21 protein-coding genes are annotated in these 20867 nt (G+C 73.2%); 17 read left to right on the top strand and 4 right to left on the bottom strand.

Features of this window, described 5'->3' with window-relative positions; translation table 11 throughout:
* Positions 1-34 precede the first annotated feature (34 nt).
* Positions 35-430: a thiol-disulfide oxidoreductase DCC family protein gene (locus tag KLI87_RS38675; protein WP_214620955.1), complete on the top strand. Its 396-nt coding sequence runs from the start codon at positions 35-37 to the stop codon at positions 428-430.
* Positions 431-452: 22 nt separating this feature from the next.
* On the opposite strand, the gene KLI87_RS38670 is transcribed toward KLI87_RS38675, so the two are convergent.
* The 4 genes from KLI87_RS38670 to KLI87_RS38655 form a co-directional block, all read right to left on the bottom strand.
* Positions 453-1388, bottom strand: coding sequence for a hypothetical protein (locus KLI87_RS38670; protein ID WP_214620954.1), 936 nt, complete (start codon positions 1386-1388; stop codon positions 453-455).
* On the bottom strand, positions 1385-1840 hold the full coding sequence (locus tag KLI87_RS38665) for a hypothetical protein (protein ID WP_156221734.1): 456 nt from the start codon (positions 1838-1840) through the stop codon (positions 1385-1387). Before KLI87_RS38665 ends, KLI87_RS38670 begins: the two co-directional genes overlap by 4 nt.
* Positions 1841-1849: 9 nt before the next feature.
* Positions 1850-2719: a polysaccharide deacetylase family protein gene (locus KLI87_RS38660; RefSeq protein ID WP_156221830.1), complete on the bottom strand. Its 870-nt coding sequence runs from the start codon at positions 2717-2719 to the stop codon at positions 1850-1852.
* 188 nt (positions 2720-2907) lie between these two features.
* Complete coding sequence (locus KLI87_RS38655; protein ID WP_214620953.1) at positions 2908-5073, bottom strand: elongation factor G-like protein EF-G2; 2166 nt, start codon at positions 5071-5073, stop codon at positions 2908-2910.
* Positions 5074-5437: 364 nt separating this feature from the next.
* On the opposite strand from KLI87_RS38655, the gene pgsA reads away from it, so the two are divergent.
* The 16 genes from pgsA (at position 5438) to secF (ending at position 20722) form a co-directional block, all read left to right on the top strand.
* Positions 5438-6130 carry a phosphatidylinositol phosphate synthase gene (pgsA, locus tag KLI87_RS38650; RefSeq protein WP_156221738.1) on the top strand — a complete coding sequence of 231 codons (693 nt, stop codon included), beginning with the start codon at positions 5438-5440 and terminating at the stop codon, positions 6128-6130.
* A 44-nt stretch (positions 6131-6174) separates the two neighbouring features.
* A complete protein-coding gene (locus KLI87_RS38645) occupies positions 6175-7053 on the top strand; it encodes a phosphatidylinositol mannoside acyltransferase (protein ID WP_156221834.1) in 879 nt (292 codons plus the stop codon).
* Complete coding sequence (locus KLI87_RS38640) at positions 7050-8225, top strand: glycosyltransferase family 4 protein (RefSeq protein ID WP_214620952.1); 1176 nt, start codon at positions 7050-7052, stop codon at positions 8223-8225. Before KLI87_RS38645 ends, KLI87_RS38640 begins: the two co-directional genes overlap by 4 nt.
* An 8-nt stretch (positions 8226-8233) precedes the next feature.
* On the top strand, positions 8234-8776 hold the full coding sequence (locus tag KLI87_RS38635; protein WP_156221739.1) for a hypothetical protein: 543 nt from the start codon (positions 8234-8236) through the stop codon (positions 8774-8776).
* A 118-nt stretch (positions 8777-8894) separates the two neighbouring features.
* Positions 8895-9947 carry a DUF3048 domain-containing protein gene (locus KLI87_RS38630; RefSeq protein WP_308166552.1) on the top strand — a complete coding sequence of 351 codons (1053 nt, stop codon included), beginning with the start codon at positions 8895-8897 and terminating at the stop codon, positions 9945-9947.
* Positions 9948-10096: 149 nt separating this feature from the next.
* Complete coding sequence (gene pdxS, locus KLI87_RS38625) at positions 10097-11014, top strand: pyridoxal 5'-phosphate synthase lyase subunit PdxS (protein WP_308166551.1); 918 nt, start codon at positions 10097-10099, stop codon at positions 11012-11014.
* Between the two features lie 182 nt (positions 11015-11196).
* Positions 11197-11811, top strand: coding sequence for a hypothetical protein (locus KLI87_RS38620; RefSeq protein ID WP_156221742.1), 615 nt, complete (start codon positions 11197-11199; stop codon positions 11809-11811).
* 95 nt (positions 11812-11906) lie between these two features.
* Positions 11907-12524, top strand: a complete 618-nt coding sequence (gene pdxT, locus KLI87_RS38615) for a pyridoxal 5'-phosphate synthase glutaminase subunit PdxT (RefSeq protein ID WP_308166550.1) — start codon at positions 11907-11909, stop codon at positions 12522-12524.
* 3 nt (positions 12525-12527) lie between these two features.
* Positions 12528-13283, top strand: coding sequence for a YebC/PmpR family DNA-binding transcriptional regulator (locus tag KLI87_RS38610; protein ID WP_156221743.1), 756 nt, complete (start codon positions 12528-12530; stop codon positions 13281-13283).
* Positions 13284-13351: 68 nt separating this feature from the next.
* Positions 13352-14503, top strand: a complete 1152-nt coding sequence (gene eis / locus KLI87_RS38605) for an enhanced intracellular survival protein Eis (protein ID WP_214620951.1) — start codon at positions 13352-13354, stop codon at positions 14501-14503.
* A gap of 107 nt (positions 14504-14610) precedes the next feature.
* A complete protein-coding gene (ruvC, locus tag KLI87_RS38600) occupies positions 14611-15213 on the top strand; it encodes a crossover junction endodeoxyribonuclease RuvC (protein WP_214621003.1) in 603 nt (200 codons plus the stop codon).
* Positions 15210-15815, top strand: a complete 606-nt coding sequence (ruvA, locus tag KLI87_RS38595; RefSeq protein WP_214620950.1) for a Holliday junction branch migration protein RuvA — start codon at positions 15210-15212, stop codon at positions 15813-15815. The genes ruvC and ruvA overlap by 4 nt, the downstream gene beginning before the upstream one ends.
* Positions 15812-16876 carry a Holliday junction branch migration DNA helicase RuvB gene (ruvB, locus tag KLI87_RS38590; RefSeq protein WP_156221745.1) on the top strand — a complete coding sequence of 355 codons (1065 nt, stop codon included), beginning with the start codon at positions 15812-15814 and terminating at the stop codon, positions 16874-16876. Before ruvA ends, ruvB begins: the two co-directional genes overlap by 4 nt.
* Positions 16877-17053: 177 nt before the next feature.
* Positions 17054-17698, top strand: coding sequence for a preprotein translocase subunit YajC (yajC, locus tag KLI87_RS38585; protein WP_246251157.1), 645 nt, complete (start codon positions 17054-17056; stop codon positions 17696-17698).
* A 100-nt stretch (positions 17699-17798) separates the two neighbouring features.
* The gene (gene secD / locus KLI87_RS38580; RefSeq protein WP_156221746.1) at positions 17799-19571 is read left to right on the top strand and encodes a protein translocase subunit SecD; all 1773 of its coding nucleotides are present in this window, start codon (positions 17799-17801) and stop codon (positions 19569-19571) included.
* A gap of 5 nt (positions 19572-19576) precedes the next feature.
* Positions 19577-20722: a protein translocase subunit SecF gene (gene secF, locus KLI87_RS38575; RefSeq protein ID WP_156221747.1), complete on the top strand. Its 1146-nt coding sequence runs from the start codon at positions 19577-19579 to the stop codon at positions 20720-20722.
* Positions 20723-20867 lie beyond the last annotated feature (145 nt).

Below are 20867 nucleotides of genomic sequence, written 5' to 3'. Positions count from 1 at the left end.
GGCGGCCGGAGGCTCCGTGCGATCGGGAGGTGCGATGAGGGAGCGGCCCGTCCTCGTGTACGACGGCGACTGCGGGTTCTGCACGTCCTCGGTGCGGTTCCTGGAGCGGCGCGTGCCCGTCGACGCGACCGTCGTGGCGTTCCAGTTCGCCGACCTGGACGCGCTCGGCACCACGGCGGAGCGGGCCGAGCACGAGGTCCTGTGGATCGACCGGGCCGGGCGGGTCAGCGGCGGCGCGGAGGCCATCGGACGGCTGCTGACCGCCGCGGGCGGCCCCTGGCGCGCGCTCGGCGTCCTCATGCGGGTCCCGCCGGTGAGCTGGGCGGCGCACGTCGTCTACCGGCTGATGGCGAACAACCGGCAGCGGATGCCGGGCGGCACCGCCGCGTGCGCGCTGCCCGCCGCGCGGCGGCCCGGGGCCTCCGGCTGATCGGGCCCGGACGTCCGGCCGATCAGGTCCGCGCCGGCTCCGCCGCCGCGCCCGCGGGCGCGGCGGCGCCGCGCAGCCGCTCGGGCAGCAGGCCGGTGAGCCGCTCCAGCGGCAGGAACGCCGCCAGCCAGATCGCGTGCGGCAGGAAGTGGATCGTCATCAGCGCGTAGGTGACGGCGTGGAAGCCCGCGAAGAACAGCACCAGCAGGTAGAGCGGCCGCCCGCGCAGGAACAGCAGCAGCGGCGAGGTCGCCTCCGCCGTGAACATGAACCACTGGCTGATCTTCAGCAGCAGCGGGTAGTCGATGAGGCTCCGCCCGAACGGCGTCCCGCGCCTGCTCAGCGCCCACTGCACGGTGGCGCCGTTCGGCCAGTCGGGGAACCCGCCGATGCGGACCTTGGCCCAGGCCGACAGGAAGTAGGCCGCGACCACCGAGACCTGGACGCACCGGATCGACCAGGCGGAGGACTCGCAGCGGCGCCGGTCGCCGATCCCGGCGCGGCCGACGCCCGGCAGCACGAACAGCGCGATGACCAGCGCCAGGTGGTCGTGGTCGACCTTGCCGTAGGACATGCTGATCGTGACCCACCACAGGTAGCCGCAGGCCGCGACGTACCCGGTGAGCCGGGGCAGGACGCGCCCGGTCGCGGCGGCCAGCCCGGCGGCGATCGTCACCACCAGCAGCGCGGTCATGGCGCCCGGCGTGGGCGCGGGCAGGTGCAGCCAGCGGGCCAGCCGCACCGGCTGGTACAGGTCGGCGGGCAGCCGCGCGTGCGCCATCGAGCTGCTGGTCAGCAGCAGCATGTCGAACGGCAGGAACCCGTACCCGAGGATCCGCAGCCAGGCGATCCTGGCGCGCGGCACGGGCCCGAACCACCAGCGGTCCCAGGGGCCCCGGCGGGGCGCCGCGTCCTGCTGCGCCGGGGCGGGCGTCTCCGGCGCGGCGGCGGCCGTCACCGCACCCCCCAGACGACGGCGTTCGCCCTGGTCGTCGACACGACCTTCCCGTGTTTCAACGTCTGGACCTGTTTCACGATGTAGATCCTGGTGAGCCGGGGCTCCTTCGGGTGCAGCCGGTGCTGCCCCTCCGCGATGCCCTGGAGCAGGGACGGGTCGCGCCCGAGCCGGGTCATCTGCCCCTCGATCTCGGCGCGCTTCATGCCCGACCCGACCGCGTCCATGGACAGCTTCACGTGGGCGCCCGTCGCGGTGTCGGCCTCCAGCCAGTGGGAGACGATCTCGCCGCCGTCGTTCTTGACCGAGAACGCGAACTGCGTCATGGGCCCGAACGGGAAGTCGTCGTCGGCGCCGTAGGCGCTGGTGTAGAACAACGCGGCGATGCCGGCCGCCGCGACGGCGGACCGCCAGAACCTGGCGCGCGCGCCGAGGCGGAGGGCCGGGATGTGCATCGTCCTACCCTAGGGCCGCCCGGACCGCCCGGGGACGGACACCGGCTCGCCCGTGCCGCGCCCGCCCGGCGCGCCGGTGCGGCCCGTGCCGCCCTTGTTCGAAGGGGCGGCGTTCCGCCGCAGCTCGGAGACCGTGACGAACTCGAAGCCCTTGGCGCGCAGGCCCCGGATCATGGCGGGAAGCTGCCGCACGGCGGTCTCGCGGCTGCGGGCGCCGACGTCGTGGGCGAGCAGGATGGTGCCGGGACGGGTGTTGTCGACGACGGCCCGCACCAGTTCGGCCGGCTCGTCGCCGAACCGGCGGTCCTGCACCAGCAGCGACCACAGCGCGATGTCGTAGCCGTGCTGGGCGGCCACGTGCAGGGTCGTCCCGCCGAGCCGTCCCCAGGGCGGCCGCAGCAGCGTCGGGGCCCGGCCGGTGACCTCCGTGATCGCCTCGTGGGTGCGGTGGATGGAGCGGTAGGCGCGGGCGTGGCTCATCTTCGACAGGTCGTCGTGGTTCCAGGTGTGGTTGCCCACCTCGTGGCGGCCGAGCCGCCCCCTGACCAGCCCGGCGTTGCGGACGAGCCGGCTGCCGACGACGAAGAACGTGGCGGTGACCCGCTCGGCGTCCAGGATGTCGAGGGTCTGCGGCGTCCAGTGGTTCATCGGGCCGTCGTCGAAGGTGAGCGCGGCCAGGCGGCGCGTGGTGTCGACGGCCCACACGACGTCGACCTGGCGGCCCTCGGGCCGCCAGGAGTCCACCGACGACGCCGACAGCGGCGCCGCGTCGCGCTTCCACTCCTGCTCGGCGGCGACGCCCGCGCCGCCCACCAGCAGCCCCCCGGCGGCCAGCCCGAGCCCCTTGAGCACCCGGCGCCGCCCCGGCCGCCGTTCCATCCCCGTAGCGTCCATAGCATGATCCACTGTTCCACGCCGGAAGATCGAGTTGATCGACCGGGCGGCTGAACCGCTCGTCACCCTGTGGGATGAGAAGGGGGTGGCGCGAGGATGAACTCCAGGGTGAGATCCCCAGGTGGGGGCGGCCCGGCCGGCCCGGGGCGCCCCCAGCCCTTCGCGGGCGGGGCTCAGCCGTCCCGGGAGCCCGCGGCCACCTTCTCGGCGAGGTGCGAGGGGAGCGGTTCGTAGCGCAGGAAGCCGCGGTTGAAGGTGCCCGTGCCCTGGGACATGGACCGCAGGTCGATCGCGTAGCGGATGATCTCCAGCTGGGGGACCTCCGCTTTGATCATCGTGCGGCCGCCCGGGACCGCCTCGGAGCCGAGGACCCGGCCGCGCCGGGAGGTGAGGTCGGACATGACCGCGCCGACGTACTCGTCGGCGATCAGCACGGCGACCTCGTCCACCGGCTCCAGCAGCAGGATCGGCACCGCGCCCGCCGCGTCCTTCAGGGCGAGCGCCCCGGCGGCCTGGAAGGCCATGTCGGAGGAGTCGACCGAGTGGGCCTTGCCGTCGTGCAGGGTGACCTTGATGTCCACGAGCGGGTAGCCCGCCGACACGCCGCGTCCCATCTGCTGCCGGACGCCCTTCTCCACCGACGGGATGAACTGCCGGGGCACCACGCCTCCGACGATCTTGTCGACGAACTCGAAGCCCCCGCCGGACGGCAGCGGCTCCACGTCGATGTGGCAGATGCCGTACTGGCCGTGCCCGCCGCTCTGCTTGACGTGCCGGCCGAGGCCCTTGGCCGTCCCGCCGAACGTCTCGCGCAGCGGGACCCGCAGGTCGATCCGCTCCACCTCGACGCCGTAGCGGGCGCGCAGCCGGTCGATCAGCACGTCCGCGTGCGCCTCGCCCATGCACCACAGGACGAGCTGGCGGGTCTCGGGGTTGTTCTCCAGGCGCAGCGTCGGGTCCTCGGCGACGAGCCGGGCGAGGGCCTGGCTGAGCTTGTCCTCGTCCGCCTTGGAGTGGGCCCGGATCGCCACCGGCAGCAGCGGGTCGGGCATCGACCAGGGGGCCATCAGCGCCGGCGCCGACGGGTCGGAGAGGGTGTCGCCGGTCTCGGCGCGCGCCAGCTTGGCGACCGCGCAGATGTCGCCCGCCCCGCAGGAGGAGACGGTCCGCTGGGTCTTGCCCAGCGGCGAGGTGAGGGCGCCGACGCGCTCGTCGACATCGTGGTCCTCGTGGCCCCGGTCCGCCATGCCGTGCCCGGAGACGTGGACGACGGTGTCGGGGCGCAGCGTCCCGGAGAACACGCGGACGAGCGAGATCCGGCCGACGTAGGGGTCGGAGGTGGTCTTGACGACCTCGGCGACCAGGGGCCCGTCGGGGTCGCAGCCGAGCTCCCTGGGCGGCCCGCCCTTCACCGGCGTCACGGGCGGGATGCCGTGCTCCAGCGGGGACGGGAACGCCTGCGCCATCAGCTCCAGCACCTCCCGCATCCCGATCACCGGGCCGGGGTGGTCGCCGTGCGGCACCGACGTGGCGAGGACGGGGTAGAAGCTGCCCCGCGCGACCGCGGTCTCCAGGTCCTCGATGAGGGCCTTGACGTCGATCTCCTCACCGGACAGGTACCGGTCCATGAGGGTCTCGTCCTCGCTCTCCTGGATGATCCCCTCGATCAGCGACGCGCGCTGCTCGGCGATCTGGTCCAGGTAGCGGGGGTCGGGGTCGCACTCGACGCGCTCGCCGGTGGAGTAGTCCAGGCAGCGGCGCGTCAGCAGCCCGACCAGGCCGCTCAGCCCCTGCTCGCCCGCCGCCGGGAAGTACAGCGGCAGCACGCCCTCACCGAAGGCGTCCTGGCAGTTGAGCACGACGTCGTCGAAGTCGCCGCGCTGCTGGTCGATCTTGGTGATGACGACCGCGCGCGGCATCTGGACGGCCGCGCACTCCTCCCACAGCATCCGGGTCAGCCCGTCGACGCCGTCCACCGCCGAGATCACGAACAGCGCCGCGTCGGCGGCGCGCAGCCCGGCCCGCAGGTCGCCGGTGAAGTCGGCGTACCCGGGGGTGTCGATCAGGTTGACCTTGATGTCGCCGTACTGGAGGGGGGCGAGCGCGAGGTTGACCGAGCGCTGCTGGCGCACCTCGACCTCGTCGAAGTCGCTGACGGTGGTGCCGTCCTCGACCCTCCCCGCGCGCTGGACCGTCCCCGCCGCGGCCAGCAGCGCCTCCACCAGCGTGGTCTTGCCCGCCCCCGAATGGCCGACCAGCGCGACGTTGCGCACCCTGTCGCACCCGCCGGCCTCCGGTGCCCTGCCGGGGGCTCCCGGGTGGCCTCCCTTGTCCGCCATGACTACCTCCTCGGACGGGCCTCGCCGCGGAGGCCCGCGTGCGGCTGGGGCCACGGCCCGGCGGGCCCGGCCCTGACGTCCGAGTGCGGCGTCCGACCTCGTCCAACGTGCGTGACCGACGTCACACCCGTGTCAACACCTTTTCCCGTGACGGCCAGGATCACAAGGGGTGAACGCCAAACATCCGTCATCTCTCCTCCGGCCTTCCCTCCGGTGCGCGGCGCGCCCGGCGAACCCCCTGCTCCGGCCGGTCCGACCCTCGGGGGCCGGCTCGCGCACTACGATTGGGCGCGCCGCGCGGCCCGCGGCGCCCTCGGGTGCCCCCTGCCGCCCCTCGGCCCCGCAATCACGAGAACGGACGGCGATGCTCAACAGAATCAGGCCCGCGCTGGGGCGTGTGCTGACCCCGATCGGCGGGGCGGTCGCGCGGACCGGGGTCTCGCCCAACGCCATCACCGTCATCGGGACGGTCGGCGTCGCCGCGGGCGCGCTCGTGCTGTTCCCGCGCGGGGAGTTCTTCTGGGGCACGATGGTCATCACCGCGTTCGTGCTGTTCGACATGCTGGACGGCGCCGTCGCCCGGGTCACCGGCAAGATCTCCAAGTTCGGCGCGTTCCTGGACTCCACGATGGACCGGGTCGCCGACGCCGCGATCTTCTCCGGCCTGATGATCGGCCTGTACCGGGACGACCGGGAGATGCTCGCCGGCGTCGCCCTGTACTGCCTGGTGTCCGGCGTCGTGGTGTCCTACGCCAAGGCCCGCGCCGAGGGGCTCGGGTACACCTGCAACGTGGGCATCGCGGAACGCGCGGAACGGCTGATCGTCGCGCTGGTGGCGGCCGGGTTCGACGGCCTCGGCGTCCCCTACATCCTGGCCCTGGCCCTGTGGGTGCTCGCCGCGCTCAGCACGGTCACGGTCGGCCAGCGGTTCGCGACCGTCTACGCGCAGGCCAAGGCCGACCCCGCGCCGAGGCCCGCGCCGGGCCGCCCCGCCGAACCCGCCGAACCCGCCGAACCCGCCGAACCCGCCAGACCCAAAGCGGAGCGCAGGCCGTGACCCGGCCGCGCGGCGCCGCCCCGGCCTCGGTCCGCGACGAGGTCATGGACGCCGCGTACGCGCTCGGCTGGACGGTCGTCCGCAAGATGCCCGAGCGCGCCGCGCGGCTGGCCTTCGCCGCGCTGGCCGACCGCACCTGGCACGGCCACGGGTCCGGGGTGCGCCAGCTCGAACGCAACCTGTGCCGGGTCCTCGGCAAGGACGCCGTGGACGACGAGGTCCGCGTCCTCAGCAAGAAGGTGCTGCGCTCCTACTTCCGCTACTGGCTGGAGGTGTTCCGGCTCCCCGAGTACGACCGGGAGCGGATCCTCGGCGGCATGCGCGTCACCGGCGAGAAGAAGATCTTCAGCAACCTCGACGCGGGACGCGGCGTCGTGCTGGCGCTGCCGCACATGGGCAACTACGAGCACGCCGGGGCCTGGCTCGTCCACAGCGGCTACCCGTTCACCACCGTCGCCGAGCGGTTGAGGCCGGAGTCGCTCTACGACCGTTTCGTCGAGTTCCGCGAGGGCCTCGGCATGGAGGTGCTGGCCCACAAGGGCGCCTCGGCCTTCGGGCGGATGGCGCGGCGGCTGCGCGCCGGGCGCCCGGTGTGCCTGGTCGTCGACCGCGACCTCACCGCCACCGGCGTGGACGTCGAGTTCTTCGGCGCCACCGCCCGGATGCCCGCCGTGGCCGCCGCGCTGGCCCTCCAGACGGGCGCCGCGCTGATCCCCGTGACACTCTGGTACGAGGGGGAGTACTGGGGGGCGCGGGTCCACGAGGAGATCCCCGTCCCCGGGCAGGGCTCCCGGCAGGAGAAGATCCAGGCCATGACGCAGGAGATGGCGCGCGTCTTCCAGGAGGGCATCGCCGCCCACCCGGAGGACTGGCACATGCTCCAGAAGGTCTGGGTCGAGGACCTCGCGGAGGCACCCCGGTGAGGGTCGGCCTCGTCTGCCCGTACACCTGGAACGTCCCGGGCGGCGTCCAGCGGCACATCGCCGACCTCGCCGAGACGCTGATCGGCCTCGGCCACCGCGTGTCGGTGATCGCGCCCGCCGACGAGGACGCCGAGCCGCCGCCCTACGTGGTCTCGGCCGGGCGCGCCGTCCCCGTCCCCTACAACGGCTCGGTGGCCCGGCTGGCGTTCGGGTTCCTGTCGGCGGCGCGGGTCCGGCGCTGGATCAACGAGGGGCGCTTCGACGTGCTGCACGTCCACGAGCCCGCCGCGCCCTCGCTCGGCCTGCTGGCCTGCTGGGCCGCCGACGGGCCGATCGTCGGCACCTTCCACGCCTCCTACGAGAAGTCCCGCGTGGTGTCGGTCACCGCCCCGATCCTGCAGAGCGCCCTGGAGAAGATCACCGGGCGGATCGCGGTGTCGGAGGCCGCCCGTACCACGCTCGTCGAGCACCTCGGCGGCGACGCCGTGCTGATCCCCAACGGCGTCGCGACCGAGCGGTTCGCGATGGGCGAGCCGCTGCCCGGCTGGCCCGGGCGCGGCGGCCCGCGCTCCGGCGGCTCCGGCGGCGAGGGGGAGGGCGGCGCCCTCGGCTTCCTCGGCCGCATGGACGAGCCGCGCAAGGGCCTCCAGGTCCTGCTGCGCGCCTTCGAGGTGCTCGGCCGCCGCCGCCCGGGGCTGCGGCTGCTGCTCGCCGGCCCCGGCGACGCCGACGACGTCGTGGCCCGGGTCTCGCCCGAGCTGCGCGACCGCGTCGTCGTGCTCGGCATGGTCAGCGAGGAGGACAAGATCCGCGCCTACCACTCGGTGGACGTGTTCGTCGCGCCCAACACCGGCGGCGAGAGCTTCGGGATCGTGCTCGCCGAGGCGATGGCGGCGGGCGCGCCGATCGTGGCCAGCGACATCGAGGCGTTCGACCGGGTGCTGCTCGGCGGCCGGGCGGGCGTGCTGTTCCCGGTCGGCGACCACGAGGCCCTGGCCGCCGCCGCCGACGACCTCCTCGCCGACGCCGCGCGGCGCAAGCAGCTCTCGGCCGAGGCGCGCGCGGCCGTCCGCGCCTACGACTGGTCGTCGGTGGCGCGGGACGTGGTGCGCGTGTACGAGACGGTGTCCCTCGACAGCGCGGGCGTCGTCGAGTCCGGCGTCGGCGCCTAGGGGACCCCATGTCCTACGACTGGATCATCGACGTCCTGTTCTGGATCGCGGTCGTCTTCCTCGCCGCCGGGTACGTCTCGTGGCGCGCCACCCGCCTGGACCGGCTGCACGTCCGCGTCGAGACCGCCCGCGCCGCGCTGGACGCCGCGCTGGTCCGGCGGGCCGCCGCCGCGCTGGAGCTGGCCGCCTCCCGCCTGCTGGACCCGGCGACCAGCCTCGTCCTCGCCACCGCCGCGCACGAGGCCCGCACCGCCGACGCCGACAACCGGGAGTTCGCCGAGAGCGACCTGTCCCGCGCGCTGCGCGCGGTCGTCGACCAGCCCGAGTTCGCCAGCACGCTCGCCGAGCGGGCGGACGGCGAGGGGAAGGCCGTCCTGGAGGAGCTGTCCTCGGCCGCCGCGAAGGTCGCCTACGCCCGCCGGTTCTACAACGACGCCGTCTCCCAGGCCCGCATCGCCCGCCGCAAGCTGCTCGTCCGGGTGCTGCCGCTGCACGGGCGCGCGCCGCTGCCCGGCTTCTTCGAGATCGACGACGACCCCCCGGGCATCTGAGCGGGCACCCTTCCGACTCCCCTTCCGGGGGCCGCGCATCCCCGGGGTTCGCATACGGGGGTTCCCATCTGGGTGGGTTCGCTACCCTCGGGCAGATCGCTCAAGGGAGGGTCATATCGTGCGATACGCGTGGGAAACACCCCGTCGCGGCCGGTTCGTCACGCACGGGCGGACGGCCGCGGCGCTCGCGGCGCTCGCGCTGCTCGGCGCCGCGGGGGCCGCGTGCTCGGACGGCTCGGACGGCGGGACCGCGAGTCCCCCCGGCGCGCCGGGCCCCTCCGGATCCGGCACGCCCGAGCCGACGGCGCACCCCTTCACCGGCGGCGCGACGGGCCGGCGCAACCCCGTCCTCGCCGTCAAGATCGAGAACACCCGGCCCGCGCTGCCGCAGGCGGGGGTCTCCTCCGCCGACATCGTCTACGTCGAGCAGGTCGAGGGCGGCGAGACCCGGCTGATGGCGGTCTACTCCTCCCGGCTGCCGGGCCGCGTTGGACCGGTCCGCAGCGCCCGCATCTCCGACCTGCACATCCTCCCGCAGTTCGGCCGTCCCGCGTTCGCCTTCAGCGGCGTCCAGAGCAAGATGAAGCCCTACATCCGCCAGGCGCCGGTCTACGACATCTCCCAGGACAACGCGGGGTCCGCCTACTTCCGCGCCGGGCCCAAGCCCATCCCGTACAACCTCTACGCCGACCCGAGGAACCTGCTGAAGCAGGCGCCGAAGGCCGAGCCGCCCCGCGACATCGGGTTCCGCTTCGGCCCGGCGCCCGAGGGCGGCAGGCCCACCGCGTCCTTCACCGCCCGGTGGCCCGCGACGACGATGGGCTTCACCTGGTCGGCCCGGCAGAAGCGCTGGCTGGCGTCCTGGGGCGGGCGGCCCGACCTCGCCGCCGAGGGCGGGCGGCTCGGCGGCCGGACGATCGTCGTCCAGTACGCCCGGACGACCAGGTCCCGGTTCCACGACTTCCTGGGCAGCTACACGCCGCTGATCCGCACCACCGGCTCGGGACGCGCGCTCGTCCTGCGCGACGGGAAGTCCTACCAGGCCCGGTGGACCCGGCCCAGCGAGGACAAGGGCACCGCCTACACCACCCCCGACGGCAGGCCGATGACCTTCGCGCCGGGCCAGGTCTGGGTCGTTCTGCTCAACGACGGCAAGCCTCGCATTCCGTGACGAACCCTTACGGACCAGTGAGTCGGGGGCGTTCTGCGGTCACTTCGTAAGCCAAAAAGTCGCGGTTCTGACACTCTGCCCGGTCGAGATGTCCCGCTAGCAGGCAATATCATGGAAGTGACCTGTCGTCCGCGAGGTGAGGAATGCCCGTGTCCACTTCCAGTCCCGCCCCCGAGAACACCGCGCCCGAGACGGGGACCGCCCGCGTCAAGCGCGGCATGGCGGAGATGCTCAAGGGCGGCGTGATCATGGACGTCGTCACGCCCGACCAGGCGAAGATCGCCGAGGACGCGGGCGCGGTGGCCGTCATGGCCCTGGAGCGGGTTCCCGCCGACATCCGCGCCGAGGGCGGCATCTCCCGGATGAGCGACCCCGACATGATCGACGGGATCATCTCGGCGGTGTCCATCCCGGTGATGGCCAAGGCGCGCATCGGCCACTTCGTCGAGGCCCGGGTGCTCCAGGCGCTCGGCGTCGACTACGTCGACGAGTCCGAGGTGCTCACCCCGGCCGACTACGACAACCACATCGACAAGTGGGCCTTCACCGTCCCGTTCGTGTGCGGCGCCACCAACCTCGGCGAGGCGCTGCGCCGCATCACCGAGGGCGCGGCGATGATCCGCTCCAAGGGCGAGGCCGGCACCGGCGACGTCTCCAACGCCACCACCCACATGCGCCAGATCCGGCGGGAGATCAGCCGGCTCGGGTCGCTCGCCGACGACGAGCTGTATGTGGCCGCCAAGGAGCTGCAGGCGCCGTACGAGCTGGTCAAGGAGGTCGCGCGGGCCGGCAAGCTGCCCGTCGTGCTGTTCACCGCCGGCGGCATCGCCACCCCCGCCGACGCCGCGATGATGATGCAGCTCGGCGCCGAGGGCGTGTTCGTCGGATCGGGCATTTTCAAGTCCGGCAACCCCGCCCAGCGCGCCGAGGCCATCGTGAAGGCCACCACCTTCCACGACGACCCCGAGGTGATCGCCAAGGTCTCCCGCGGCCTCGGCGAGGCCATGGTCGGGATCAGCGCCGCCTCCCTCGGCGAGGACCAGAAGTTCGCCGGCCGCGGCTGGTGACCCCGCGCTGACCGACCCCGGCGCCCGCCGCCCGTCCGAGCCCGCCGGCACGGGCGCGGCGGCCGGGCGGCAACCGGGGGACCCCCCTCCACAACGCGCAGGTCGAGGGATTACGCTGGCCGCGCGGCCGGTGGGCAGGCGCGAGGCCTCCCGGGCGGTGCCCGGCCGCGGGAGGGACGAGCATGGCTTGGTCGGTCGCGCTGGCATGCGCGAGCGCGGGTGAACCCACCGAGGTGTTCCGGCCGGGCCTGGTGTCCGATCCGGGCGCGGCCGCGGAGATCGCGCGCGGTCTCTATCCGGCGGCCACCCTCACCGAGACCGGTGACACGGTCCTGGACTTCGCGCTCTGGCCCTACGAGGACGAGCTGTTCGTCGGCGCGTTCGAGCGGGCGCTGCTGCTGTGCGACCGGCGGCTGTTCAGCCTCGACGACGACGCCCGCCGCATCGCCGACACCGCCGCCGCCGCGCTGCCGGGCTCGCGCTGCGGCGTCCTCGTCCTGCACACCGTCATCCACGGCTGCTGGTTCCGCTGGTACGAGTCCGGCGCGCTGCTCCGCGAGGTCTTCGTGACCGCCGAGGACGGCGTCGTCGTCGACCAGGGCGACCGGCTGCCCGCCGAGCGCCCCTTTTGGAGCGCGATCGACGCGGGCGCCGCCGACGTGCCGCTGCCCTTCGACCCCGAGGAGTTCGGCCTGGCGCTCGCCGAGGCCCACATGTTCGGGCGCGGCATCGCCAGCCGGGGCCAGGACGGCTTCCTCCCGCTGGAGCTGCCGCTCCGCCGGTTCAAGCACGCCTGACCCTCGGTCCCCCGGGAAGATCCCGCACGTCCTGGAACGTTGTACGAGACGTCTGATACCGGCCAAACCCCCGCGTACCCCCGGAAGGTTCCTACGTGACTGCTGTGCCGACGATCGGTGTCCTCGCCCTGCAGGGAGACGTGCGCGAGCACGCCCGCGCGCTGGAGGCCGCCGGGGTGCGGACGCTGGACGTCCGCCGCCCCGACGAGCTGGAGCGGGTGGACGGGCTCGTCCTCCCCGGCGGGGAGTCCACCACGATGTGGCGGCTGGCCCGCTCCTTCGAGCTGCTGGAGCCGCTGCGCAAGCGCGTCGAGGGCGGGATGCCCGCCTACGGCTCCTGCGCCGGCATGATCATGCTGGCGGACCGGATCCGCGACGGCGTGGCGGACCAGGAGACCGTCGGCGGGATCGACATGACCGTGCGGCGCAACGCCTTCGGCCGCCAGGTGGACTCCTTCGAGGCCGAGGTGCCGCTCACCGGCATGGGGGACACGCCGTACCACGCCGTCTTCATCCGCGCGCCCTGGGTGGAGTCGGTCGGGGAGGCCGTCGACGTCCTCGGACGCGCCGAGGGCGGTCCGAACGCCGGTAGGATCGTCGCCGTCCGTCAGGGCCGCCTGCTGGCGACCGCCTTCCATCCGGAGCTGACGGGCGACTTCCGCGTGCACCACTACTTCGCCGATCTGGTGCGCCGGGCGACCGAGGAGGATTGACAGATGTCCGGCCATTCCAAGTGGGCGACGACCAAGCACAAGAAGGCGGCCCTCGACGCCAAGCGGGGCAAGCTCTTCGCCAAGCTGATCAAGAACATCGAGGTGGCGGCCCGCACCGGCGGCGGCGACCCCGACGCGAACCCCACCCTGTACGACGCCATCTACAAGGCGAAGAAGAACTCCGTCCCCAACGACAACATCGAGCGCGCGCGCAAGCGCGGCGCCGGTGAGGAGGCGGGCGGCGCCGACTGGCAGAACATCACCTATGAGGGCTACGCCCCCGGCGGTGTCGCCGTGCTCATCGAGTGCCTCACCGACAACCGCAACCGCGCCGCGTCCGAGGTCCGGGTGGCCCTCACCCGCAACGGCGGCTCGCTCGCCGACCCCGGCTCGGTGTCCTACATGTTCAACCGCAAGGGCGTCGTGATCGTCCCCAAGGCGGGCACCAGCGAGGACGACCTCATGATGGCCGTGCTGGACGCCGGCGCCGAGGAGGTGGCCGAACTGGACGAGGAGAACTTCGAGGTCGTCAGCGAGGCCGGCGACCTGGTCGCCGTCCGCAGCGCGCTGCAGGAGGCCGGCATCGACTACGAGTCGGCCGAGAGCAAGTTCCTGCCGAGCGTCACCGTCCCGCTCGACGAGGACAACGCCAAGAAGGTCTTCCGGCTCCTGGACGCCCTGGAGGACTCCGACGACGTCCAGGACGTCTACGCCAACTTCGACGTCTCCGACGAGATCATGGCCTCGATCGACGCCTGAGCACGGTCTCGGCGGGTTAGCCCGGCCCGGCCCGCCGCCGGTCACCGGCGGCGGGTACGGTCTGGATCATGGAGATCCGCGCCCTCGAACCCGATGAGCCCGAGGCCGCCCGCGACGTCCGGGCCCGCGCCTTCGGGCCCTACTCGGACGCGGAGTGGGAGCGGTCGCTGCGCTACAACGCCGCCACGCTCGCCGCCGAACGGCAGTTCGCGGGCTTCGACGGCGGACGCGTCGTCGCCGCCGGACGGCTGCACGACATGACGCAGTGGTGGCACGGGCGGGCGGTGTCGCTGGCGGGCGTCGGCGGCGTCGCGGTCGCGCCCGAGGAGCGCGGCCGCGGGCTCGGCCGCGCGCTGATGGCCGACCTGCTGGAGCGCTGCGCGGCGCTCGGGCACCCGCTGTCCATGCTGTATCCGGCGACGACGCGGCTGTACCGCTCGCTCGGCTGGGAGCACGCGGGCGCCCAGCACAAGATCGACTTTTCGGCCGAGGCGCTGCGGGGGATCGCGGCCGAGCGCGTCCCGGTCCGCCGCGCCGGGCCGGAGGACGCCGCCGAGGTCGCGGCCGTCATCCGCCGCGTCCACCGGGGCGCGGGCGACTGCGGTCCGGTCGGATGGGCGGACGCGGACTGGCGCGTCCAACTCGCCGAGGAGAACGACTTCTCCTACCTGGCCGACGACGGGTTCCTCACCTACCGCTGGACGGGCGGCAAGACGGCGCTGGAGGTCGTCCGGCTCGTCGCGGCGTCGGAGCGCACCCTGCGGGCGCTGTGGGCGATCGTGGGGTCCGGGTCGTCGGTCGCGCCCACCGTCCACGCGTGCGTCGGACCCATGGACGCGGCGCTGTGGCTGCCCGCCGAGCGCGAGGTCGACCACGTCCGCCGCAACCAGTGGATGCTGCGCGTGGTCGACGCGCCCGCCGCGATCGAGGCGCGCGGCTACCCGGCCGGGGTGGGCGCCCGGGTGCCCCTGCTGGTCGACGATCCGCAGCGCCCGTCGAACTCCGGCCACTGGCTGTTCGAGGTCGCGGACGGGCGCGGCCGGCTGGAACGCTCCGCCGAACACCCGGACGCCGTCCGGCTCGGGCCGCGGGGCCTCGCCGCGCTCTACGCGGGCGTCCCGGTCGCCACCCTGCGCCGCTCCGGGCTGCTCCGGGGCGGCGACGCGAGCGCGCTCACGGCGCCCTTCGCCGCCGCCCCCTTCTCCCTGGACTACTTCTGAGGGCCTTCCGGAAGCGGATTACTTCCGCGACACGTCCGCCGCCGCTGAACGGGTGGGATGCTGGCTTGGTAGCGTGTTCGGCCGAACAGATGATCGAAGGAGTGGCCGTGCGGGTGATGGGGGTGGACCCCGGGCTCACCCGGTGCGGGGTGGGCGTCGTCGAGGGCGCCCCGGGGCGGCGGCTCCATCTGGTGCACGTGTCGGTCGTCCGCACCGACCCGGGCGAGGACCACGCCCTCCGGCTGCTCGGCATCGAGCGCGGCGTCGAGGCGCTGATGGACGAGCTGGCCCCCGAGGCCGTCGCCGTCGAGCGCGTGTTCTCCCAGCACAACGTCCGCACCGTGATGGGCACGGCCCAGGCCGCCGGGATCGCCATGCTCGCCGCCGCCCGCCGCGGGCTGCCGGTCGCGCTGCACACCCCGAGCGAGGCCAAGGCCGCCGTCACCGGCAACGGCCGCGCCGACAAGGCGCAGGTGACCCGGATGGTGACGCGCCTGCTGAACCTGGAGACGGCCCCCAGGCCCGCCGACGCCGCCGACGCGCTGGCGCTCGCCATCTGCCACGTGTGGCGCGGCGGCGCCCAGCAGCGGCTCGCGCGCGAGCAGCGGAGCCGGATCGAGGACGCGGCGCGCGCCGAACGCGAGCGGCTCGCCGCCCGGACGGCCCCGGCGGTGCGGACCGCCCCGACCAGAGGAGGAACCAGCCAGTGATCGCCTTCGTCAGCGGCCAGGTGGCCGCCGCCGGGCCCGACGGGGCGGTGATCGACGTGCGGGGCGTCGGGTACGCGGTGCAGTGCACCCCCGCCACCCTGGCCGGCCTGCGGGTCGGCGACCAGGCCCGGGTGCCCACGTCCCTGGTCGTCCGGGAGGACTCCCTCACGCTGTTCGGATTCGCCGACGACGACGAGCGCACGGTGTTCGAGCTGCTCCAGACCGCCAGCGGGGTCGGCCCCCGGCTGGCGCTGGCGATGCTCGCCGTCCACACCCCCGACGCGCTGCGGCACGCCGTGGCCGCCGAGGACCTGGCCGCGCTCACGCGCGTCCCCGGGATCGGGAAGAAGGGGGCCCAGCGCATCGTCCTGGAACTGAAGGACCGGCTCGGCGGCCCCGTCGGGGACGGCGCGCCCGCCACCCGCGCGGCGGGCCCCGCCCAGGCGTGGCGCGCCCAGGTTCAGGCCGGGCTGATCAACCTCGGCTGGTCGGCCAAGGACGCCGACGCCGCCGTGGAGGCCGTCGCCGCCGACCTGGACGGCGGCGAGACGCCCCCGGTCGCCGCCCTGCTCAAGTCCGCGCTGCGGAAGCTCAGCGGATGAGCGAGGAGGAGCGGCTCGTCTCCGCGGACGCCGAGAACGTCGACGAGCAGGTGATCGAGGCGGCGCTGCGGCCGAAGAAGCTCGACGACTTCGTCGGGCAGGAGCGGGTCCGCGAGCAGCTCTCGCTCGTCCTGCACGGCGCCCTGCGGCGCGGCCGCACCCCCGACCACGTCCTGCTGTCGGGCGGCCCCGGCCTCGGCAAGACCACCCTCGCCATGATCATCGCCGCGGAGCTGGGGCAGCCGCTGCGGATCTCCTCCGGGCCCGCGATCGAGCGGGCGGGGGACCTCGCGGCGGTCCTGTCCACGCTCGCCGAGGGCGAGGTGCTGTTCCTGGACGAGATCCACCGGCTGGCGCGGCCCGCCGAGGAGATGCTCTACATGGCGATGGAGGACTTCCGGGTCGACGTCGTCGTCGGCAAGGGCCCGGGCGCGACCGCCATCCCGCTCGACATCGCGCCGTTCACGCTGGTGGGGGCCACGACCCGTGCCGGGATGCTGCCCGGCCCGCTGCGCGACCGGTTCGGGTTCGTCGCGCACATGGACTTCTACGGCCCCGCCGAGCTGGAGGTGATCGTCCGCAGGTCGGCCCGGCTGCTGGACGTGGAGATCACCGACGACGGCGCCGCCGAGATCGCCGGGCGGTCCCGGGGCACGCCCCGGATCGCCAACCGGCTGCTGCGCCGCGTCCGCGACTACGCCGAGGTCCGCGCCGACGGCGTGATCGACCGGGAGCTGGCCCGGGTCGCGCTGAAGCTCTACGAGGTGGACGAGCGGGGCCTCGACCGGCTCGACCGCGCCGTCCTCGGGTCGCTGCTGCGCAAGTTCGGCGGGGGGCCGGTGGGGCTGTCGACGCTCGCGGTGTCGGTGGGGGAGGAGCCCGAGACCGTCGAGGTCGTCGCCGAGCCCTTCCTCGTCCGGCAGGGGCTGCTCGCCCGCACGCCGCGCGGCCGCGTCGCCACCGGCGCCGCCTGGGCCCACCTCGGCCTCACGCCGCCGCCCGCCGCGCCGCTGACCGGCACGCTCTTCGACGTGGACGGGGACGCCGAAGGCACGGAGTAGTGATCATCGGATAACGGCTTGGGAACTTCCCGGCGTGACCGATCGTCACGTCGTTGCCGGGGTCTCGCGTACTCTCTAGACTCCGGGACTTGGTTCACCGTCCCCAGCCGACGGTTTCGCGGGAGTGACCGCTTCGGTCACAGGCTGGGCAAACCACATCGGAAGGATGCCCCAGTAATGGGCGGCAGCGACATGATTATCGCGGCGGGTTCGGGCGGCGGCGGGGGTTTCAACCTGCTGCTGCTCCTCGCCGTACCCCTGGTCTTCTACTTCTTGCTGATCCGGCCGCAGAGCCGGCGCCGCAAGGAGCAGGCGCAGATGCAGGCCCGCATGGAACCCGGCGCCACGGTGCTGACGACCAGCGGCATGCGCGCCACGGTCGTGGAGGTCGACGACGACGGTCTTCTCCTGGAGATCGCCCCCGGCGTCGAGGTCCGCTTCCTCAAGCAGGCCGTCATGCAGGTCCTCAAGAACGACGAGCCCGAGGACCTCGACGACGAGCTCGACGAGGACGACGACGACCAGGACGAGGCCGAGGACGCGGGGCGTGTCGAGCTGACCAAGTCCGGTGCGGCCGACAAGTCCGACGACACGGACGCCGCCGACGAGACCGCCTCCGCCGATGACACCGCGGACGAGGACGGCGACGACGACGACGCCAAGGGCTCGGGGCGCTCCAAGGGCGCCGAGTCCGTCGAGGTCGCCGAAGGGGCGGGGGCGACGGCCGCGGACGTCGCGGACACCGATGCCCCGGCCGCCAAGTCCGGGTCCAGGTCGAGGGTGCGCGTGAAGGCGAAGGCCGCGGAGAAGCCCACGGCCTGACGCCCCCTCCGGCACCGATACAAGACGGGAAAAACGACCAGTGGCTCCGCCTAGCAATGTTCCCAAGCCAGGGCGCACGCTCCTAGCGCTCTTCGCGATCATGGTGGTGCTGGCCTGCGTGGCCGTCCTGCAGGGGCGGACCACGCCCAAGCTGGGACTGGACCTCGCGGGCGGGACCACCGTCACCCTCACGGCCAAGACCGAGTCGGGGAAGAATCCCCCGTCCTCGCAGATGAACCAGGCCGTCAAGATCATGACGCAGCGCGTCAACGGCCTGGGCGTCTCCGACGCGGAGGTCGCCAAGCAGGGCAACAACAACATCGTCGTGAACGTGCCCGGCGAGGGCCAGGGGCGCGTCGTCTCGCTGATCGGGACGACGGCCAAGCTCCAGTTCCGGCAGGCCTTCGCGATCGCCGACGGCAAGCCGACCACCGGGGCGCCCGCCTCGCCCGCGCCCTCGGCCAGCCCGTCGGGCAAGGACGACGGCAAGAAGAAGGACGACAAGGCCAGCCCCTCGCCGTCCGCGTCGGCCTCGGCCTCGCCGTCCGGCTCGGCGTCCGCCACCCCGCGGGGGCGGGCGCTGTCGGGTGCGCTCACCGCGCCCACCCCGAATCCGTCCGGCTCGGCCACCCCGTCCGGCACTCCCTCGGGGACGCCGACGGGCGTCCCGTCGGGCATTCCGCAGCAGCCACAGCAGCCCCAGCAGCCCCAGCAGGACTACACGGGCATCGACGACAAGAACGTCATCAAGCAGTTCGAGGCCCTCAACTGCTACACCGGCGACCGGCGGGCGCCCGGGTCCAACGACCCGAACCGCAAGTGGGTCGCCGCCTGTGACCAGAAGGAAGAGAACGGCCAGGTCACCAAGTACATCCTCGGGCCGGTGCGGGTCCTCGGCGAGAACGTCGACGGCGCCAACGCGATGCCGCCGGACTCCCAGCAGGGCCAGGCGAGCTGGTCGGTCTCGCTGAAGTTCGACGGCAAGGGCGGCCGCCAGTTCGGCCAGGTGACCACCGAGGCCTACCGCGCCTACCAGCAGAACCCCAGCTCCCCGCAGGCGCAGATCGCGATCGTCCTGGACGGCCAGGTCGTCTCGGCGCCCAGCATCAACCGGGGCGCGATCAACGGCGGCACCGCCAGCATCGACGGCCCGCCCGACAGCTTCAACCGCCAGTACGCCACCGACCTCGCCAACGTGCTCAAGTACGGCGCGCTGCCGCTGGAGTTCACGCAGAGCTCCATCGACGAGGTGTCCTCCACGCTCGGCGCCGACCAGCTGGAGGGCGGCCTGATCGCCGGCGCGATCGGCCTCGGCCTGGTGGTGCTGTACTGCATGCTCTACTACCGGGGCCTCGGCCTGGTGGCCGTGTCCAGCCTCGTGGTGGCCTCGGCGATCACCTACATCTCGGTGGTGATCCTCGGTGAGGGCATGGGCTTCCGGCTCTCGCTGCCGCACATCATCGGCCTGATCGTCTCCATCGGCATCACCGCCGACTCGTTCATCGTCTACTTCGAGCGATTGCGCGACGAACTGCGCGCCGGCCGCAAGCTGCGCTCGTCGGTGGAGAACGCGTGGAAGCGGGCCCGGCGCACCATCCTGGTCGCCGACGCCGTCACCTTCCTCGCCGCGCTGGTCCTGTACTTCCTCGCCGTCGGCGGCGTGCGGGGCTTCGCGTTCGCGATGGGTCTCACGACGCTGATCGACGTCGTCGTGGTGTTCTTCTTCACCAAGCCGATGGTGGCGCTGCTGTCGCGCACCGACTTCTTCGGCCGCGGCCATCCGCTGTCCGGGTTGGACGCCAAGCGGCTGCGCAAGTCCGCGCAGAACGCGGCGGCCACCAAGGCCGCGCGCACGACGAGCCAGGAGGTCTGAGCGAAATGGGGCTGCGTGCGGCGATCTCCCGGATCTACCGGGGCGAGATCAGCGCCGACATCGTCGGAAAGCCGAAGATCTGGTACTCGATCTCCGGGTTCCTGCTCGTGCTGTCGATCGCGGGCCTGCTCGTCCAGGGCCTCAACATCGGCGTGGAGTTCAAGGGCGGCTCGGTCTTCACCTTCAAGGCCTCCGGCCACTCGATCGAGGACGTGCGCGGCGCCGTCACCGGCGGCGGCGCCCACCAGGCGATCGTGCAGAAGGCCGGCGGCGACTGGCGGGTGACCACCGAGAGCCTGTCCTCCGCGCAGGTCACCGAGGTCAAGAAGAGCGTCACCCAGCGGCTGGACGTGCCGGAGAGCAAGGTCAGCACCCAGGTCGTCGGCGCCTCGTGGGGCGGTGAGATCCAGAAGAAGGCCTGGCAGGCGCTGGTCGTCTTCATGATCTTGATCATCGGCTACCTGTCGGTGGCGTTCGAGTGGCGGATGGCGCTGGCCGCGGTGGTCGCGCTCGTCCACGACCTGGTGATCACGGCGGGCGTCTACGCCTGGTCGGGCTTCGAGGTCACCCCCGCGACCCTGCTGGGCTTCCTGACGATCCTCGGGTACTCGCTGTACGACGCGGTGGTCGTCTTCGACATGATCAAGGAGGTCACCAAACCGCTCACGGCGGCCTCCAGGACGACCTACAGCGAGGCGGCGAACCAGGCGCTCAGCAGCACCCTCGTCCGCTCGCTGAACACCTCGCTGGTCGCGATCCTGCCGGTCGGGGCGATCCTGTTCATCGGCACCACGCTGTTCGGCGCGGGAACGCTGAAGGACCTGTCGCTCGCCCTGTTCGTCGGCATGATCATCGGTACGTACTCCTCGCTGTGCGTGGCGACGCCGCTGCTCGTCCAGCTCAAGGAGCGCGAGCCGAAGTACAAGCAGATCCGCGCCAACATCGCGCGCCGCGAGCACAGCGCGAAGCGGCAGGCCAAGGCCGCCAAGGTCACGCGGGCGACGGGGTCCTCCGACGAGGATGCCGACGACGATGACGACGACGGCGGTGCCGAGGACGTGAAGGCGAGCGTGACCGTCCGCAAGGTGGTGCAGCAGGGGCCGCGCCAGCAGCCCAAACGCGGCAGCCGCCAGCAGCGCCGAGGCAAGTAGCGAAGATCGGATAGACACCGGCGGCCGTGCCGCGCCCCTCCCGACCGGGAGGGGACGCGCGCACGGCCGTTCCTTGAGCGGTGGAGTCCATCCTCAAGGGGACCAGCGGCATCCAGCACGGCGGTACCGAGCGCAGGGAGACGAG

This window comes from Actinomadura sp. NEAU-AAG7 (genome assembly GCF_018603865.1).
GTDB lineage: Bacteria > Actinomycetota > Actinomycetes > Streptosporangiales > Streptosporangiaceae > Spirillospora > Spirillospora litoris.
Note: the sequence above shows the minus strand (reverse complement) of the source record. Positions and strands in the feature narration are given on the sequence as shown.